The sequence below is a fragment of the Caulobacter sp. SRI_008 genome, from assembly GCF_057586355.1.
In genome coordinates this window covers 1-18,181 of record NZ_JBYCZS010000023.1, presented here as the reverse complement: position 1 = coordinate 18,181, position 18,181 = coordinate 1, and the positions used below count along the sequence as shown (strand labels likewise).

Below are 18,181 nucleotides of genomic sequence, written 5' to 3'. Positions count from 1 at the left end.
GCAAGCCTCGATCCGGCCGAACTGGTAAGCCACCCTCACGGAGTCGCTTACGGAAGACCGGTCATGAATTTCTCGACGCTGCGCACGACCAGCAAGGTCACCACCGAGTGGAAGTACGCCCAGCCGACCGCCAGCAAGAGCGGCCTGCTGCAGGTCGACACCGTGCCCGACCACAAGCTCTACTGGGAAGAATACGGCAATCCGGACGGCGAGCCGGTGATGTTCCTGCATGGCGGCCCCGGCGGTGCCTGCGCCCCGCCGATGGCGCGCTTCTTCGATCCCGACCGCTATCGCGTCATCCTGTTCGACCAGCGCGGCTGCGGCAAAAGCCAGCCGACCGTGGCCTCGGCCGGCCCACAGGTCGCCCTGACCCACAACACCACCGACCATCTGGTCGACGACATCAACAAGCTGCGCGACGCGCTCGGCATCACCGGCCGCATGCATGTGTTCGGCGGAAGCTGGGGCAGCACCCTGGCGCTGACCTACGCCATCCGCCACGCCGACAAGGTGGCCTCGCTGATCCTGCGCGGCATCTTCCTCGGCGCGACCGAAGACCTGCTCTACATGTACCAGGGCAATGCGGCGGCCTTCACCCAGACGCCCTACGCCTTGACCGAGCCCGGCGCCTACATCGCCTATCCCGACGAGTGGAAGGCTTTCGTCGAGGTGATCGTGCCGGAAGACCGGGGCGACATCATGGGCGCCTACAAGACGATCTTCGACATGGTCCCGGCGAGCGAAGCCGAACGCCAGCGCCAGCTCGAGGCGGCCGTGGCGTGGTCTGTCTGGGAAGGCACGATCTCGAACATGATCCCCGACAACGCCGACGCCGGAAAGTTCGGCGAGGCCGACTTCGCCCTGTGCTTCGCCCAGATCGAGGCCCACTTCTTCGCCAACGGCCTGTTCCTGGAGCCGGACTACATCGTGCGCAACGCGGACGCGCTTAAGGGTCTCGACATCCACATCGTCCACGGCCGCTTCGACCAGGTCTGCCCGCTGTCGCAGGCCTCGCGCCTAGTCGCGGCGCTGGACGAGGTCGGCGCGCCGCCGTCGAGCTACGTGAAGACCGACGCGGGCCACAGCGCCATGGAGGGCCAGACGGTGCTGGCCCTGACGGCGATCATGGATGGGCTGCCGACGATCGGCGGCTGACGCGCCGAGCGAAAACCTCGCCCTTCGACAAGCTCAGGGTGAGGTTTTCTACTGAACCGCCGCATCAATGGTCCTCATCCTGAGCCTGTCGAAGGACGAGGACCACGCACTCACGCCGCCCTGCGGCTCGTCTCGCCGCACATCCGCCGATAGCGCTCCAAGAGCCGGTCCAGCGTCGCCCGCTTGACCGGCCGGCCGTCGCGCAGCTTGACCCAGGTGGTCTCGCTGATGCCGAAAGTGTCCTGCAGGCAGGCCTTGGTGGCCGCCGGCAGGACCCGTCGCAGGGCCAGGAAGGTGTCGCGGTCGATCACCGCGTCGGCCAGACGCTCGGCCATGTCACTTCCCCGCCGACGGCGGCGTGGTCGCCTTGACGAGGTCGAGGCGCGCCTTCGACGGGTCCGGACCGACCTTCACGCCGTCATTGGTGAAGTCGATGATCACGTCGCTCGCCGCATCGTACTTCGGCCAGGCCGGCTGACCGGCGGCGTCAGGCGCGCCCTTGGTCGCGAAGGCGATCCAGTAGGCGTGGGCGGCCTTGGCGGCGGCCGCGTCGGCCGGGGTCAGGGCCGCACCGTAGCGGGCGTCGACGGTGTCGAACACGAACGGGATCTCCGTGGCGTGCGGGGCGCTCCACCAGTCCTTGCGCTGGCTTTCGGCCACGTAGGAGAAGCGGAACGACCAGACCGGCGCGCCTTGGGCGGCCAGGGTGCGAGCGACCTCGCGGGCCGGCTCGATGAACATCCGGTCGCCGGCGGCCTTCCAGCCATAGACCTTGATGTCGCCGTCGCCGGTCGGGTCGTAGAGCGTCTCGGCTTCGGCGCGCCTGTCGCCGAACGGGGCGAAGACCTGGTCGCGCGTGCCGCCGAAGAAGAAGCCGTCGGCGCCGGTGGCTCCGACCAGCACGGGCGTCTTGGTCCACTCGCCGGCCGCGTAGGCGTCGAGCACCGGCTTGGCGACGAGCTTGCCGTCGACCATCGGCCCGCCGTTCCAGGTGGGCACGCCGGAGGTGGCCATGTTCAGGCCATCGACCACCGCGTCGGCCGGCAGGGCGCGCAGCGCCGCGAGGGCTTCGGCCCCCTCCCCGGTCACGCCGGCCTTGGCGGCGAAGGCGACGCCGACGCTCTCGGCCGAGCGCTCGCCCGGCGCGGCCTTGATCGGCAGCGAGGGCAAAAGGCGCGGCCGGCCGCCGCCCGACTGGATGATGGCCTTGTCGAACAGGCCCTCGGCCAGGGGCGTGGTCAGCAGGGCGTGCACCGACATGCCGCCGGCCGACTCCCCGAAGATCGTCACGTTCTCCGGATCGCCCCCAAAGGCGGCGATGTTGGCTTTCACCCACTTCAGGGCCGCGATCTGGTCCATGAAGGCGTAGTTGCCAAGCAGGCCGCCGTCGGCGTTCTCGGCCGAAAGCGCCGGATGGGCGAAGAAGCCGAAGCGGCCGACCCGGTAGTTGAAGCTGACCAGCACCACGCCGTCGCGGGCGAAGCGGTCGCCGGCATAGACCGCCGGCGAGGAGCCGCCGTTGACGAAGCCGCCGCCGTAGATCCAGACCATGACCGGCTTCTTGGCCTTGGCCTTGATCGCGTCCTTCGGCGTCCAGACGTTCACATAGAGGCAGTCCTCGGCCGGCTTGACGCCCAGGGGCGCGGCGTCGCCCGGGAACGGGTTCTGGGCGCAGTCGGGGCCGTATTCGGCGGCGGAGCGGACGGCGGTCCAGGCCTTGGGGGCCTGGGGCGCGCGCCAGCGCAGCGGGCCGACCGGCGGCGCGGCGAAGGGCACGCCCTTGAAGGCCGCGACCGAACCGGCCTCGACGCCCTCGATGGGACCGGACGTGGTCTTGACCACCGGCCCCGCGAGGACGGGAAGCCCGACGGCGAGCGCGAGCGCCAGGCCGGAAACCAGAGACTTCATCACTACGCCCTCCCCTACGGCTTCAGCGTCCGCGCCTTGACCTTGGCGCCGCCCTTCAGGGCCAGATCGGTCGCCGAGGCGCCGACGGCCACCTGATAGTCGCCGCCCGTGACGACCCAACGATGACCCTTGGCGTCGAAGCTGGCCAGCAGGCGCGGATCGGCGGTCAGGGTGACGCGACGCGTCTCGCCCGGCTTGAGGGCCAGCTTGTCGAAGCCGATCAGGCGCTGCAACGGCTTGCCCGCCGCGCCGGTCAGATAGACCTGCGGGGCGTCCTTGCCCTCGACCTTGCCGGTGTTGGCGACGTCGAAGCTGACCGTGACCGTTTGTCCGCCTTCCACCTTGAGGTTCGAATAGGCGAACGAGGTGTAGGACAGGCCGTAGCCGAACGGGAACAGCGGCTTGTCGCCCGTGGCGGCGAAGCGGCGGTAACCGACGTCGGCGCCCTCGGTGTAGTTGACGTCGAACTGGGTCTTCTCGGGCAGGCCGCGGCCCGGCAGGGCTTCGCGCGGATACTGGCTCAGCGAGGCCGGGAAGGTCATCGGCAGGCGGCCCGACGGATTGACCGCGCCGAACAGCACGTCGGCGATGGCTTCACCGCCCTTGGCGCCCGAGTACCAGGCCTCGACCACCGCGCCCGCGTCATTGAGCCAGGGCATGGAGACCGGGCCGCCGGTCTGCAGCACGACGATGGCGTTGGGGTTGGCGGCCGTGACGGCGGCGATCAGCTCGTCCTGGCCGTTGGGCAGGGACAGGTCGAAGGCGTCCTCGCCCTCGCCCATCCACTGGTTGCCGAACACCACCACGACGTCGGCGGCCTTGGCGGCGGCCACGGCCGAGGCGATGTAGCGGCCGTCGTCGAAGGTGACCTTGGCGTCCGGCGCGCTCTTGCGGATCGCGGCCAGCGGCGAGGAGCCGTTGAAGTACTGGCTGCGGAACGGGCCCATCATGCCCTCGCCGCCCAGCGGCACGACGCGCTTGGCGCCGCCCGGAGGCACGACCTGCGAAGAGCCGCCGCCCGACAGCACGCCGGCGTCGGCGTGACCGCCGATCACGGCGATGGTCTTGGCGGTCTTGGCCAGCGGCAGCAGGCCCTCGCGGTTCTTCAGCAGCACCACGCCTTCGGTCGCCGCGGTGCGAGCGATCTCGGCGTTGGCGTCATAGTCGATGGTCCCGCCCGGGGTGACCGGCTTGTCGAACAGGCCGGCGGCGAACATCGAGCGCAGGATGCGGCGGCTGGCGTCGGCCAGGCGCGCGGCCGGGACCTCGCCCTTCTCGACGGCGGCCTTCAGCGGCTCGCCGAACCAGATCTTGGCGTCGAGCTGCTCGCCCGACTGCTGATCAAGGCCCTTGAGGATGTAGTCGGTGGCGTGGACCGCGCCCCAGTCCGACATCACCCAGCCCTTGTAGCCCCAGTCGCCCTTCAGGACGTCGTTGAGCAGGTGGGGGTTGCCGCAGCTGTAGTCGCCGTTGACGAGGTTGTAGGCGCACATCACCGAGCCCGGCTGGCCCTTTTCGACGGCGATCTGGAAGGCCAGCAGGTCGCTCTCGCGGTGCGCGGCCTCGTCGATGATGGAGTTGGCGAAGTGGCGGCTGGTCTCCTGGCCGTTCAGCGAGAAGTGCTTGATCGTCGAGACGATGCCCTGGTCCTGGATGCCCTTGATCTGGGCGGCGGCCAGGTTGGCGGCCAGCCAGGGGTCTTCGCCGAGATATTCGAAGTTGCGGCCGTTGCGCGGGTCGCGGGCCAGGTTCACGCCGCCGGCCAGCTGGACGTTGAAGCCCTTGGCGCGCGCCTCACGGCCGACCACCGCCCCGCCCTCATAGGCCAGCTTGCTGTTGAAGGTCGCGGCCAGCGACAGGCCCGAGGCCAAGGCCGTGGCGCCGTCGCCAGGACGCACGCCCAGCGGATTGGTGACGCCGAGGCTGGCGTCGCTTTCCTGCAGGGCCGGCACGCCCAGGCGCGGGATGCCAGGGATGTAGCCGGCCGAGCCGATCGCGCCCTCGGGCTTCTTGATGCCGAAGATCGGCATCGACATCGGGCCGTGGACGAGGCCGATGCGCTCGTCGAGGGTCAGTTCCTTCTCCAGCAGGGCCGCGCGCTCGTCGGGCGAGAGCTTGGTGTTCATCCACGGCTGGGCGGTTTGGGCGGACGCGGCGGAGGCCAGCGAAAGGGCCGCGATGCTGGCGGCGGTCGTCAGACGGATCATGGTCGCGGGTCCTCAGTAGGTCAGGCCGTAGTGGATCGGATAGAGCGGCTTTTCGCTGTCGTGCGGGGCATCCTCGGCCTGGGCCTCGACGGCGGCCATCGACGACGGCAGCTCGAAGGGCAGCTTGCCGCGAGCGTGCGCCTTGCCCGTCACGGCGTCGAGGAAGGCCTCGTCGCTGGCGCCGAAGTCGCCGATCAGCACGGCGGCCTTGTCGCGGACATTGGTCAGGATCGCAGGGCGGTCAAGATAGACGCTGACGATGGTGGGAACCTTGGCCGAGGCGGCCTTGATGGCCTCGTAGTCGGCGTTACCGTCCTTGAACGACAGGTCGCCCTCGTGCTGGAAGCTGCCGAAGGTGTAGTTCGGGTGCAGGGTCTCGAACGGCGTCGCGGCGCGGATGATCGCCAGATCGGCCTGGGCAAGATCCTCGACCGGCGTCAGACCGTAGGCCTTGGCGACTTCGGGCGAGACGCCCTTCAGCCAGACCTTGCGGCCGGCGGCCTTCAGCGGCAGCAGGCCGTTCTTGTTCTCCAGCACGGTCAGGGCCGCGCTCTGGGCCGCCTGGCCCTCGGCGACGAAGGTCTTGGAGCCGACCACGGCCGTCGCGGCCTTGGGATCGACATAGGGGTTCTCAAACAGGCCCTGCTCGAACTTCACCACCAGGATGCGCTTCACGGACTCGTCGATGCGCGCTTCGGTGATCTTGCCTGCCTTCACCGCGGCCACCAGCTCGGCCGTGTCCTCGACGCCGCCGAACTGGTCCAGGCCCGCATTGACGCCCTTGGCGTAGCGATCGACCTTGGCCAGGTCCTCGACGCCCCAGGCGGTGGAGAAGCCTTCGAAGCCGGGACGCACACCGGCGGGGAAGCCGTTGCGGCAGGTCTCGCCGCAGTCGTTGGTGATCGCCCAGTCGGACACCACCACGCCCTTGAAGCCGTGCTTGCCGCGCAGCAGATCGGTCAGCAGCTGCTTGGAGAATCCGGCGGCGACCGGCTCCAGCGCCGTGCCTTCGAGGGAGACGCCCTGCAGGATGGCGTAGGTCGGCATCACGCCGACGACGCCAGCCGAGAAGGCCTCGTCGAAGGGCTTCACGTGCAGGTCGAACTGGCCCTTGGGGAAGACGGCGTAGCGGCCATAGCTGTTATGGCCGTCGAAGCCCTTGGCGGAAGCGCCATAGCCGACCCAGTGCTTGACCACGGCCGAGACGCCGTTCGAGACCAGACCGGTGTCGCCGCCCTGGAAGCCCTGGATGTAAGCCTTGGTCATCTTGCCGACGAGATCGGCGTCCTCGCCGAAGGTGCCGTTGGTGCGCGGCCAGCGCGGCTCGGTCGACAGGTCGGCCATAGGCGAAAGGGCCTGGTGGATGCCGACCGCGCGGTACTCCTGGCGGGCGACGTCGCCGAAGCGCCGCACCAGCTTGGCGTCACCGATGGCGGCCAGGCCCGGGGCCTCGGGCCACTTGGAGAAGCCGCCGGCCTCGACGCTGGCGCCGGCCGTGAACTGGAAGTGGTGGCGCGGGTCGGTGCTGATCGTCGCCGGCACGCCCAGGCGTCCCTTCTCGGCGACGGCCTGGATGGCGTTATTCTGCTCGGCCAGGAAGGCCGGAGCGCCCGCCAGGCGGGTGATGAAGGTGGTGACGTGGCGGTCGATGACCAGCGGCGTCGCCTTGGCCATGTCGTAGCCCGAGCCCATGCCGGCCACGCCCATCGGACCGGTCGCCGGCAGGGTGCCGTGCATCATCTGGCCGGCCTTCTCGTCCAGCGTCATGCGCTGGGTCAGGTCGGCGGCGCGGGCCTCGGGAGACAGGCGCCAGTCCTCGTAGGGCTCCAGCTTGCCGTCGCGGTCGAGGTCGCGGAACTTCAGGCCGTCGACCGTGATGACCTTGCCGTCGCGGACGCCCAGTTCGGGTTGCTTAGGTGCGGCGGAGGCCGCACCGCCGAGGATCGCGGCCGAGGCGGCCAAGAGCAGAAGGCGGCGGTCGAGGATCATCGGCTAAACTCGCTTGGTGACACGAAAACAAAGCACGCCCGGCGGGCAGGGTCCGCCGGGCGCGAGGGGGAAGTAGAGAAGGCTAGAAGGTCACGCCCAGACGCAGGCCGTAGGTGCGCGGCGGGGCGTAGTATTCACCGGCCCCGTTGGTGGCCAGGCCCGTCGTCGAGTTGGGCGACGAGGCGGTGCGGACCGCGTCGTCCTCGAGGTTGCGGACATAGCCCTGCAGGGTCCAGCGATCGTCGGCGCTGGCGTAGGTCAGGCTGACGTCGGTCTTGGTGAAGGCCCCTTCCCGGTTCTGGGCGAAGCCGTGGTACTCGAGGTTCTTGGCGCTTTCGTAGTGGCTCTGGATCCGGCCGGTCAGGGTGCCGCCGAAGCTCAGGTCCCAGATGTGCTGGTAGCCAAGGTTGATGCTCCACTCCGGCGTTCGGGCCATGCGGCAACCGGAGAAGTCGGTCGAGCGCGGCGCGGCGGCCGAGTAGTTGGTCGTGTAGCAGGCCGCCACCGACGCATTGGCGCTGTTGTTGGAGAACGAGTCCCCGCGCGGCAGCACGAAGTCGGTGTATTCGGCGTGCAGCCAGCCCAGGGTGGCGTCGATGCGGTCGTGCTCGGTGATCGCCAGGTTGGTCTCGAACTCCAGGCCGTAGATCTTGGCCTTGTCGGCGTTGAGGGTGACCGTGGCGTCCTGGCCGCCGATGGTGCCCAGGGCGCTGACCTGGAAATCGCGGTAGTCGTAGAGGAAGGCCGTGGCGTTCACCTGCAGGCGGTTGGAGAAGAAGCGGTTCTTCACGCCGGCCTCGTAGGAGGTGATCTTCTCCGGCGCGTAGACGTTGTCGGTGACGCCATCGTAGTAGCCGCCCGCCTTGTAGCCCGTGGCGATGTTCGCATAGAGCATCGAGGTCGAGGTCAGGTCGAAGTCGGCGCCGATCTTCCAGTTGGTGGCGTCCCACTTGGCGTCAGCGATGTTGGCCACCACCGTCGAGACGATCGCCCCGCTGGAGTTGGTCAGGTAGGTGCCGCCGGTGCGGCCCTTCTTGTCTTCGGTGTAGCGCAGGCCGCCGGTGACGCGGAACCGGTCGGTGACCTCGTAGGTGGTCTGGCCGAAGACCGCGATGCTTTCGGCGGTGATCTCGGGCTGAATGAACGACAGGTACGAGTTGGTCGCCAGGAAGACGCGGAAGTCGACGTCGTTGTCCTCGGTGAAGCGGTAGAGCCCCACCACCCACTTCAGCTTGCCGGTGTCGCCGCCCAGACGCAGTTCGTGCGACCAGGTGTGGTCCTTGCCCCAGAAGTAGTTGGGCGCGCCGGTGCTGGCGTTCTCGCCGGTGCGGTCGAGTTCCGAGAAGTTGTAGCCGACCAGATAGGTCAGGGTCGCGAAGCCCAGGTCCCAGTTGGCCTCGGCGCCGGTGCTGAAGAAGCGGTTGTTGCGGTAGAGGTTGGTCGAGCAGTAGCAGGTCCAGGGATCGCCGGTGACCCTGCTGGTGCCGTAGGTGCCATCGCCGCCGCCGGCCCCGCCCTGGTGCAGATAATCGGCGTTGACCAGCAGCGAGAAGCTGTCGCTGGGCTTCCACAGCACCCGCACGCGGGCCGATTTGTCGTCCTGGTCGTAGCGGTCGTTGCCGCCGGTGCCCGAGCCGTTCTTGATCGACTCCACGTAGCCGTCATGGCGGCTCTGCTGGAACGAGGCGCGGACGGCCAGGGTGTCGCCGATCGGCACGTTGACCATGCCCGAGGTGGTGATGGCGGCGTAGTTGCCGACGTCGAGCGAACCCGCGCCCTGGTATTCGCCGAGGACCGGCTTCTTGGTAATGACGTTGATGGCCCCGGCCGTGGCGTTGCGGCCGTAGAGCGTGCCCTGCGGGCCGCGCAGCACTTCGACGCGGTCGACGTCATAGAACAGCGCGCCCAGCGAGCTGGAACGGGCCTGGTAGATGCCGTCGATGTGGTAGGCCACCGCCGGGTCGCCGACCTCGGTGGTGTTGGTGCTGCCGATGCCGCGCAGGAACACCTGAGCCGTGCCGGCGCCGCTGGAGGTGATCTGCAGGGCCGGAACCTGGCTGGCCAGGTCGACCACGGTCTTGACCCCCTGGGATTCCAGCTTGTCGCCGGTGACCGCCGAGACGGTCAGCGGGGTCTTCTGCAGGTTCTCACTACGCCGCTGAGCGGTGATGACGACCTCGTCGAGCTGCACGGCTTCGCCCTCCTGGGCGAAGGCGGCGGGCGCGTTGAAGCAGACGACCGCCAGGGCGGCCGAAGCGAAGAGCATGGTGCGCATGTCTGTCCCCTTTCCTGCGCGGACCGGACGACGGATCGACGCTTTCGCGCCGCCGGTTCCAGCCGGTTCCCGGCGCCGTTTTGACGTCCGGGATATGTTTCCTCCGCCCCTTGTCCCGGGGCTTGAGCCGACGCTGCGCTGGCGGGATGTCCCGACGACGACAACGTTGTCGTAGATTGACATCACGATACGACAACGTTGTCTATGCCATTTTCAAAAGACACCGCTGTCTGGAATTTTGATCGCTAAATCACGGAAATTAGGGGATTAAGAATCCCCAAAACCTCGAAAACTCGACCGCAACCAACCTCAAACACCCCGAGAGCTCAAGGCTTCGGAGCCGCCGACGAGCCGCGCTCCACGAGGTGATAATCGAGCTGCCTGGCGGCCGTGCGGTTGCGGAAACGGGGGTCGCCGAATCCTTCGATCAGCATCTGCGCCGCCGCCTCGGCCATTTCGGCGATCGGCTGGTGCACGGTGGTGAGGCTGGGCCAGGACGATTCCGCCAGCGGACCATCGTCGAAGCCGACCACGGTGAGATCCTGCGGCAGGGAAAGACCGCGCTTCGACGCCGCCGATATCACGCCCAGGGCCATGGCGTCGTTGGCGGCGAAGATCGCCGTCGGCGGCTCGGACAGCGCCAGCAGTCGGTCGCCGGCCTCCAGGCCCGACAGCGGCATGAAGTCTCCATTGGCGATCCATTCGGGCCGCACGCGCGCGCCGCGCTCGGCCATGGCGGTCATGTAGCCTTCGCGCCGTCGCCGAGCGGAACCGTGGTCGGCGGGGCCGTCGATGAAGGCGATCCGCCGATGCCCGAGATCCCACAGGCGGGCGGTCATGTCGTGGGCGGCCTGCTGGTCGTCCATGAAGACGTAGGGCGAACGGCCGAAGTCGCGACCGGGCGCGACGCGCACATAGGCCAGTCCCTGGGCCTCGATGGTCGCCAGGATCTCGGGGTCGTCGCAGATCGGCGGCGTCAGGACGAGACCGTCGAACCGGCCAGCCTTCAGCGCCTCGGCGAAGGTGGGCCCCCTGCCCTGCCCCAGGTCGTCGACCTGCTCGATGACGAGGTGATAGCCGGCCCGGCGGCAGGCGCGCATGGCCCCGACCTGGACCTCGCCGACATAGTGGTAGGCGCCGACCCGCATGAAGACCACGCCGATCAGGTAGCTGCGACGGCTCGACAGCGAGCGGGCCGAGACGTTGGGGCGGTAGCCCAGCTTGGTGATCAGGTCCTCGACCCGGGCGCGGGTCTCGGGACCGACGCCCTCCTCGCGGTTGATCACCCGCGAGACGGTCTTGATCGAGACGCCCGCCTGCTTGGCGATATCGACGATGGTGATGTCGCTCATGCGTCCCGCTCGGCCCTTCGCGGACCACCGCGAACACCTGTGGTAGCGGGCGACGCGATCACCTCGCAAGCCCTGCCCTAACGGCAATCGACGACGCGGGGATCCAGCAGGGTTCGGGCGGCGCAGGCCGCGTGGGTCAAGGGGCGGTGATAGGTGAAGGGCGCGTAGAACAGAAAGCCCAGCAGCACCGCGCCCGCCCCGCCCGCCAGCAGCAGGCCGCGCCGGCGCGCGAAGGCGGGCCAGCGGGCGCAGGCCTCCTCGAAGGCCAGGACCGCCAGGGCCCAGCTGATCAGCAGTCCGGGGAAGTAGTGGTAGAGGTACAGGACCCTCTGCTGGGCCAGCACCAGATGGGCGGCCATGAAGATCGCCCACCCCGCCAGCAGGGCCAGCATCAGGCGCCGACGCGTGGCAGCCTCGTCATCCCTCGCCCCGCGCAGGACGAGCAGAACCGTCGCGCCGAGCACGCCCAGCAGCCCGATCGCCCAGCCCGCCGGATTGCCGGCCAGCTGCAGGTAGCTGGTCGTGCGGCCGTCGCTGTCCCAGCGGTAGTTGATCGCCCCACCCATCACCGGCCAGGCCAGGGGCGAGGAGCCGTTCGGGTCGACCTTGGGCGTGCCGGCGAAATCGCCGGCGATGTAGCGCCGATAATCCGCGCCCGCCGCCCAGACCACCGCCGGCGACAGCGAGCGTTGTCCTTCGAGGAAGGCTCGATAGGCCGGCGAGACGAAGGCGGCGTCGCGCGCGCCGGCCGGCTCGCCGCGCATCGGCGGCAGGGGCGCGACCGCCAGATGGACGACCATTGTCGCCACGATCGCCGCCAGGCCGCCGACCGCCAGGGCGCCGGCGTGAACGGTCGCCGTTCGCCACGGACGGGGTCCGCGCAGGGCGAGCGCCGGCAGCAGCAGGCCGATCGGCGCCAGGACGAGAGCATTCAGCCGCACCATCGCCGCCAAGCCGATCAGGCCGCCGAAGGCCAGGGCCTCGACGGGCCTGGGTCGCCCCCGTCGCGCGGCGATAGCCAGGACCAACAGCGCCGCCAGCAGGAAGGCCGACTGGAAGGCGTCCAGGTGCCCGGCCCGGAACTGCACGGCCAGGGCGTTGTCGAAGATATAGAGGTTGGCGAAGGCCAGGGCCGCGCCAAGCCGGCCGCCGGTCAGCACCAGGGCCAGCCGGAAGAACAGCGTCGCCCCGAGCACGCCGAATAGCGCCGAAGCGGCGCGGACGCCCCAGTAGCTGTAGCCGACGGGGACGTCCTCGCCCTTGACCGACTTGGTCTCGGCCAGGCGGTGGACCGGCAGGTCCTGGTTGTCGTCGACGACCAGGGCGCCCGCCGCGATCAGCATCAGGCCGAGCGGCGGGTGCGAGGCGAACTGGGCGGTGCACTCCAGATAGCGCTGGGTCGAGGTCAGGTAGTAGGCCTCGTCCCAGATCGGTTGGCTCGGAGACCCCAGGCGCGGGACGAGGACGAGCGCCGACAGCACGGCGACCAGCAGGGTCGCCAGCCATCGCGCCTTCGCCGTCGCTCCTCCCGCCCCCACGGCCATGCGTCAGACCGCCAGGCCGACCACGACCGTGCCGGTGTAGCCCGCTGACACGCTGCCGCTGAGGCTGGGCGTCTGGGCGGCGATCTGGGCGCTGGTGTTGTCGCCGAAGACGTTGTCGCTGGCGATGGTGATCGCGGCCTTGTTGGTGACGCTGGCGCTGTAACCGGTGGCCCCGGCATAGACCGTGTCGCAGGCCGCGCTGGGCATGGCGAACTGCGAGACCAGCACGCGGTTGGCGTAGCCCGTGGCCGTCGCCAGGCTGGGATAGACCTCGAAGTGGATGTGCGGCCAGCGCCCGGAGTAGCAGCCCGGGAAGATGGTGGTGAAGGTCACCTGGCCGTTGCTGTCGGTCACCTGCACGCCGCGCAGGTAGTTCTCGCTCTGGATGCCGCTGGAATAGAGCGAGTAGTTGCCGTCACGGGTGCAGTGCCAGATGTAGATGGCGTAGCCCGACAGAGCCGCGCAGCTGTTGTTGGTGTTGACCAGGGTGATGGTCAGGGTCAGCTGCACGCCGGGCGCCGTGGTCGTCGAGCTGCCGAAGCTGGACCGGATGTCGCTGCGCACCACGCCGCTGACGGCCAGGATGTTCGACACCGTGCCGTTGACGCTGTTGGAGCCGTCGCTGGGATAGGGCCCGTTGGTCTCGGTCGGGTCGGCGATGCAACTGCTGACCGAGGATGAACTCGACGAGCTGCTGCTGGAACTGGAGCTCGAGGAACTGGACGAGCTGGAGCTCGAACTGCTGCTCGACGAGGAAGACGAGGTCGAACCGCCCGAGCTGGAGCCGCCGCCCCCGCCGCAGGCGGCGACCAGGGCGGCCGTGCCGCCCGTGGCGAGCCAGGCCAGCATGCGGCGACGCTCGACGATGCGAGCGGTCATGATCGCCAGGTCATGCTGCAGGCCCAGATCGTGCTCTTCGATGGGGTGGTCGTCGTGCATGATGTCGCTGCTCCTCCGTGCGTGCGTCCGGAGCTGCCGCCCGCGTTGCTCGGGCCGGCGCTTCGGCGTCCTGCTTTTGAAACAGTGTAATTCGCTGGAAATATGCCGGATGGGTATTTCGGGCGTATCAGCACCCCGAAAGGCGATACAAAACCAATACATAACGACAAATTGCGGACGACTTGACCTCCCAATACTGGCTGCATGGGTTGGGAACCGCAAAGATTCCGTACTTTTCAGCAGCAATCGCGAAAGCTGGCGGCCGCCTGCGGTCTGGCGCTGGTCGCGACCAGCGCGGCCCACGCGCAGGTGTTGCAGATCGAAGACGACGGCGCGGTGCGCCGGGTCGGCGGCGGCTGGCCCCAGACCATCGAAACCGTCCCTGCCCCACGCGCTGAAACGGCGAACATCCCCGCGCCCTATCGCGACGCCGTGCTGGCCGCGGCTGCGCGCTACGACCTCAGCCCCGCCCTGATCGACGCCGTCGCCCGCTCGGAGTCGGGCTACGACGCCAAGGCCGTCTCGCCGGCCGGCGCGATCGGCGTGATGCAGCTGATGCCGGCCACCGCCCGCGCGCTGGGCGTCGATCCGACCGATCCCGCGCAGAACATCATGGGCGGCGCGGCCCACCTGCGCGCCCAGCTCGACCGCTTCGACGGCGCCGTGGACCTGGCTCTGGCCGCCTACAACGCCGGCGGCGGCCGCGTGGTCCAGTACGGCGGCGTGCCGCCCTTCAAGGAAACCCGCGCCTACGTGGCGACCAATCTCGACCGGCTGGCCAAGGCCGCCGCTCCCCCTGCCCTTTCTGGAGAAGCCCCATGACCGCCCGCCTGTTCGCCGCTGTTACGGCCGCTTCCCTGGCCGTCTCGGCCCCGGCCTTCGCCAGCCCGCAGGGCGCCCAGCCGATCGCCAACGCCGTGGCCTGGGTGCAGGGCACGCTGCTGGGCAACGTCGCCACGGCGGTGGCGGTGATCGCCGTGGCCATGGTCGGCTTTCTCATGCTGACCGGCCGGATGAACTGGCGGTTCGGCGCCACGGTGGTGCTGGGCTGCTTCATCCTGTTCGGGGCCGGCACCATCGTCGCCGGCATCCGCGCCGCGGCGGGCTGACCGGTCATGGCCGATCTCGTCCGCACCCCGATCTTCCGCGCCCTGACCCAGCCGCAGATGTTCGCCGGCGTCACCTACAGCTTCTTCGTGATCAACGGGATCGTGACGACGGAAGCCTTCCTGGTGACCCGCTCGTTCTGGGCGCTGATCGTCGCGGTCGTGGTGCACGCGATCGGCTACGTCGCCTGCCTGAAGGAGCCGCGGATCTTTGATCTGTGGCTGACGCGGGTGAGCAAGTGCCCCCGCGTCGGAAACTGGCGCCGCTGGCGCTGCAACAGCTACGCCCCCTGAGAGCATGGCCATGACCCGCGCAAAGCCCAACTGGACCGGTTTCGCCGCCTGGACGCAAGGCGAGCAGCGCGCCGGCGACCGCCTGCCCTATGACGGCCTGATCGACGAGCGCACCGTGCGCCTGCGCGACGGCTCGCTGATGCAGGTGCTGCACCTGGAAGGTTTCGCCTTCGAGACCGCCGACACCGAGGAGCTGAACCACCGCCAGGCCCTACGCGAGGCGGCGTTGCGGGCGATCGGCGGCTCTCGGTTCGTGGTCCGCCACCACATCCTGCGCCGGCGGGTGCAGGCGGGACTGACGGCCAGCTTCTCCGATCCAGTCTGCCGGATGATCGACCAGCGCTGGCAGGCGCGGATGGCCGGCCGCAGCCTGTTCGTCAACGACCTGTTCCTGACCATCCTGCACCGCCCGGCGCGCGGCAAGGCGGGCCTGGCGGACCGCGCCGCCCGCCTGCTGAACGCCGGCATGGGCGAGACCGCCCGCCAGGCGCAGGAGGCCCGCGACCTGCGCGACCTCGACGCCGCCCGCGAGGCGCTGAGCGCCGCCCTGCAGGCCTATGGTCCGCGCGTTCTGGCCAGCTACGAGACCCCGGCCGGCCGCTGCGCCGAGCCGCTGGAGTTCCTGTCGGCCCTGTTCAACGGCGAACTGCGGCCCATGCTTTGGCCGGCCGGCGACGTCGGCCAGCACCTGCCCTATCGCCGGGTCAGCTTCGGCCTCGACGCCCTGGAGCGGTCGGACCTCGGCGAGGGCAAGGACTATGCGGCGATCCTGTCGCTGAAGGACTATCCGCCCTCGGCCGCGCCGGGGATGCTGGACGCCCTGCTGCGCCTGCCCTTCGAGATGACCCTGTCGGAGAGCTTCGCCTTCGTCGACCGGCAGATCGGGCTGGAGCGGGTGGACACGGCCTTGCGCCGCTTCCGCGCGGCCGACGACGACGGCGCCAGCCTGCGCCAGGGCCTGGTCGAGGCCAAGGACGACCTGTCGTCCGGCCGCTCGGTGCTGGGCGAGCACCAGATGAGCCTGCTGGTCCGCGCGCCGGACCTGGCCAGCCTGGACGGCGCGGCCGCGGCCTGCCTCTCGACCCTCGCCGACCTGGGCGCCGTGGCGGTGCGCGAGGACCTGGGGCTGGAGCCGGCGTTCTGGGCGCAGTTCCCGGGCAACGAGGCCTATGGCGCGCGCCGGGCGCTGATCTCGACCGGCGCCTTCGCCAGCCTGGCTTCGCTGCACAGCTTCCCGACCGGTCGCGCCAAGGGCGTGCACTGGGGCCAGGCGATCACCGTGCTCGAGACCACCTCGGCCACGCCCTATTTCTTCAACTTCCACGCCGCCGACCTCGGTAACTTCACGATCATCGGCCCGTCGGGCTCGGGCAAGACGGTGGTGATGAACTTCCTGGCCGCCCAGGCCCAGAAGGCCCGCCCGCGCACCGTGATCTTCGACAAGGACCGTGGGGCCGAGATCTTCGTGCGGGCCATCGGCGGCGGCTACTCGGTGCTGCGGCCGGGCGAGCCGACCGGTTTCAACCCGCTGCAACTGCCCGACAGCCCGGTCAACCGCGCCTTCCTGCGCGACTGGATCGCACGCCTGGCCTGCGGATCGGGCGAGACCCTGACGCCGGACGAGGCCGCGCTGGTCGCCGGGGCGGTGGACGCCAACTACGATCAGGATCCGGCCTTCCGCCGCCTGCGCTACTTCCGCGAACTGCTGGGCGGTCGCCGCCGGCCCGCGCCGAGTGACCTGGCCGCGCGGCTGGCCCCGTGGTGCGGCGAGGGTCCGCACGCCTGGCTGTTCGACAACGAGACCGACCGCCTGGATCTCGACGCCAAGGTGCTGGGCTTCGACATGACCCAGCTGCTGGACTCTCCCGTCCTTCGCACCCCGGCGATGATGTACCTGTTCCATCGCGTCGAGGAGCGGCTGGACGGCGAGCCGACCATGATCCTGATCGACGAGGGCTGGAAGGCCCTGGACGATCCGGTGTTCGCCGCCCGCATCCGCGACTGGATGAAGACCCTGCGCAAGCGCAACGCTATCCTGGGCTTCGGCACCCAGAGCGCCCGCGACGCCCTGGAGAGCCAGGTCTCGACGGCGATCATCGAGCAGGCCGCCACCCAGATCTTCATGCCCAATCCGCGCGCCCAGGCCGAGGATTACGCCGACGGCTTCGGCCTGACCGAGCACGAGCTGGACCTGGTGCGCGCCCTGCCCGCCCACGCCCGCTGCTTCCTGGTCAAGCACGGCGCCCACAGCGTGGTGGCGCGGCTGGACCTGTCGGACATGCCCGAGATCGTCACCGTGCTGTCGGGCCGCGAGACCACGGTGCGCCGCCTGGACGAACTGCGCCGGCGGCTGGGCGACCACCCGGCCTTCTGGTGGCAGGAGCTGACCGGGACGCCCTATCCGGGCCCGACGCCGGTGGCGGTCATCGCCGCCGCCAGCGAGGACGTCATCCCGCTGCGGAGCGCGGTCTCGTGAGCGCCTGCCCCGCCCTGCTGACCGCCGACGGCGGCCTGGCCGACGGCATGGCGGCGCTGGACTGCCAGCTGAACCTGGCGGTCAGCGCCGGCTACGGCCGGCTGTTCGGGATGGGCGGCGTGTTCGGCGCGACCCTGACCGGGCTGCTGACCATCTATGTCGCCTTCGTCGCCTACGGCCTGATCACCGGCCGCACGCGCCTTGGCCTGTCGACCCTGACGCCGCGCATGGTGGTGCTGGGCCTCGTCCTGACCTTCGCCACCGCCTGGCCGGCCTATCAGACCGTGGTCTACGGCCTGCTGACCGGCGGACCCGACCAGATCGCCTCCGCCCTACTGGGAGCGCCGCACGGCGCGGCCAGGGCCTTCGCCGCGCGGTTGGACGTGGTGTTCGAGCAGGTGGCGGATCTGGCCAAGGACCTCGGCCAGGCTGGACCGGCCAACGACCCGCAGGTGCAGACGGCCGTCAAGCTGACCTGGGCCAGCGCCCTGATGCTGCTGATCAGTACGGCGGGCCTGCTGATCGTCGCCCGCATCGTGCTGGCGGTGTTGCTGGCGGTCGGCCCCGTGTTCGTCGTGCTGGCGCTCTTTCCCCGCACGCGCGGCCTGTTCGAAGGCTGGATCAAGACCGCCAGCGCCCTGGCCTTCACCCCGATGCTGCTGACCCTGGGCGGCGCGGGCGTGCTGGCGGCGCTGGGACCAGTGATAGCGGCCATCGGCGACGACCCGGCCGCCGCCGTGGCCGAGACCCGCCCGATCCTGACCCTGTTTTTGGGCTCGATCATCTACGTCCTGCTGCTGCTGGCCCTGGCCTGGGCGGCGTGGAACATCACCCGCGGCTGGCGGCCGTTCGGCGGCGCGAGCGAGGCCGCGCCCGCCTCCACCGAGCCGGCGCGGACCATGCACACCGCCGCCGGGACTGTCGGCGCCGACGGAC

The 18,181-nt window shown here is 69.7% G+C and carries 14 protein-coding genes; 6 read left to right on the top strand and 8 right to left on the bottom strand.

The features are described 5' to 3' along the window. The first annotated feature begins 63 nt into the window (after positions 1–63). A complete protein-coding gene (pip, locus tag AC2YHT_RS19235; protein WP_487291522.1) occupies positions 64–1,155 on the top strand; it encodes a prolyl aminopeptidase in 1,092 nt (363 codons plus the stop codon). Between the two features lie 110 nt (positions 1,156–1,265). Here the strand turns inward: pip and AC2YHT_RS19230 are convergent, their stop codons facing one another. The 8 genes from AC2YHT_RS19230 to AC2YHT_RS19195 form a co-directional block, all read right to left on the bottom strand. Further along, positions 1,266–1,490, bottom strand: coding sequence for a hypothetical protein (locus AC2YHT_RS19230; protein ID WP_487291521.1), 225 nt, complete (start codon positions 1,488–1,490; stop codon positions 1,266–1,268). A gap of 1 nt (position 1,491) precedes the next feature. Continuing rightward, positions 1,492–3,063: a carboxylesterase/lipase family protein gene (locus tag AC2YHT_RS19225; RefSeq protein ID WP_487291520.1), complete on the bottom strand. Its 1,572-nt coding sequence runs from the start codon at positions 3,061–3,063 to the stop codon at positions 1,492–1,494. A gap of 14 nt (positions 3,064–3,077) precedes the next feature. Beyond that, entirely contained in the window at positions 3,078–5,270 is a 2,193-nt protein-coding gene (locus AC2YHT_RS19220) for a beta-glucosidase (RefSeq protein WP_487291519.1), read from the bottom strand. Between the two features lie 12 nt (positions 5,271–5,282). Then, a complete protein-coding gene (locus tag AC2YHT_RS19215) occupies positions 5,283–7,259 on the bottom strand; it encodes a glycoside hydrolase family 3 protein (protein WP_487291518.1) in 1,977 nt (658 codons plus the stop codon). Between the two features lie 82 nt (positions 7,260–7,341). Then, the gene (locus AC2YHT_RS19210) at positions 7,342–9,534 is read right to left on the bottom strand and encodes a TonB-dependent receptor (protein ID WP_487291517.1); all 2,193 of its coding nucleotides are present in this window, start codon (positions 9,532–9,534) and stop codon (positions 7,342–7,344) included. Between the two features lie 326 nt (positions 9,535–9,860). Next, complete coding sequence (locus tag AC2YHT_RS19205) at positions 9,861–10,886, bottom strand: LacI family DNA-binding transcriptional regulator (protein ID WP_487291516.1); 1,026 nt, start codon at positions 10,884–10,886, stop codon at positions 9,861–9,863. Positions 10,887–10,963: 77 nt separating this feature from the next. After that, on the bottom strand, positions 10,964–12,430 hold the full coding sequence (locus AC2YHT_RS19200; RefSeq protein WP_487291515.1) for a phospholipid carrier-dependent glycosyltransferase: 1,467 nt from the start codon (positions 12,428–12,430) through the stop codon (positions 10,964–10,966). Between the two features lie 3 nt (positions 12,431–12,433). Then, positions 12,434–13,369, bottom strand: a complete 936-nt coding sequence (locus AC2YHT_RS19195; RefSeq protein WP_487291514.1) for an intradiol ring-cleavage dioxygenase — start codon at positions 13,367–13,369, stop codon at positions 12,434–12,436. A 204-nt stretch (positions 13,370–13,573) separates the two neighbouring features. Between AC2YHT_RS19195 and AC2YHT_RS19190 the strand changes: the two genes are divergently transcribed. The 5 genes from AC2YHT_RS19190 to AC2YHT_RS19170 form a co-directional block, all read left to right on the top strand. Next, on the top strand, positions 13,574–14,191 hold the full coding sequence (locus tag AC2YHT_RS19190; protein WP_487291513.1) for a lytic transglycosylase domain-containing protein: 618 nt from the start codon (positions 13,574–13,576) through the stop codon (positions 14,189–14,191). Further along, positions 14,188–14,478, top strand: coding sequence for a TrbC/VirB2 family protein (locus AC2YHT_RS19185; protein WP_487291512.1), 291 nt, complete (start codon positions 14,188–14,190; stop codon positions 14,476–14,478). Before AC2YHT_RS19190 ends, AC2YHT_RS19185 begins: the two co-directional genes overlap by 4 nt. A gap of 6 nt (positions 14,479–14,484) precedes the next feature. After that, the gene (locus tag AC2YHT_RS19180; RefSeq protein ID WP_110119444.1) at positions 14,485–14,769 is read left to right on the top strand and encodes a VirB3 family type IV secretion system protein; all 285 of its coding nucleotides are present in this window, start codon (positions 14,485–14,487) and stop codon (positions 14,767–14,769) included. 10 nt (positions 14,770–14,779) lie between these two features. Next, a complete protein-coding gene (locus AC2YHT_RS19175; RefSeq protein WP_487291511.1) occupies positions 14,780–17,245 on the top strand; it encodes a VirB4 family type IV secretion/conjugal transfer ATPase in 2,466 nt (821 codons plus the stop codon). After that, positions 17,242–18,181 (top strand): TrbL/VirB6 family protein (locus AC2YHT_RS19170; protein ID WP_487291510.1); only part of this gene is annotated, 940 nt, incomplete at its 3' end. The genes AC2YHT_RS19175 and AC2YHT_RS19170, both read left to right, overlap by 4 nt.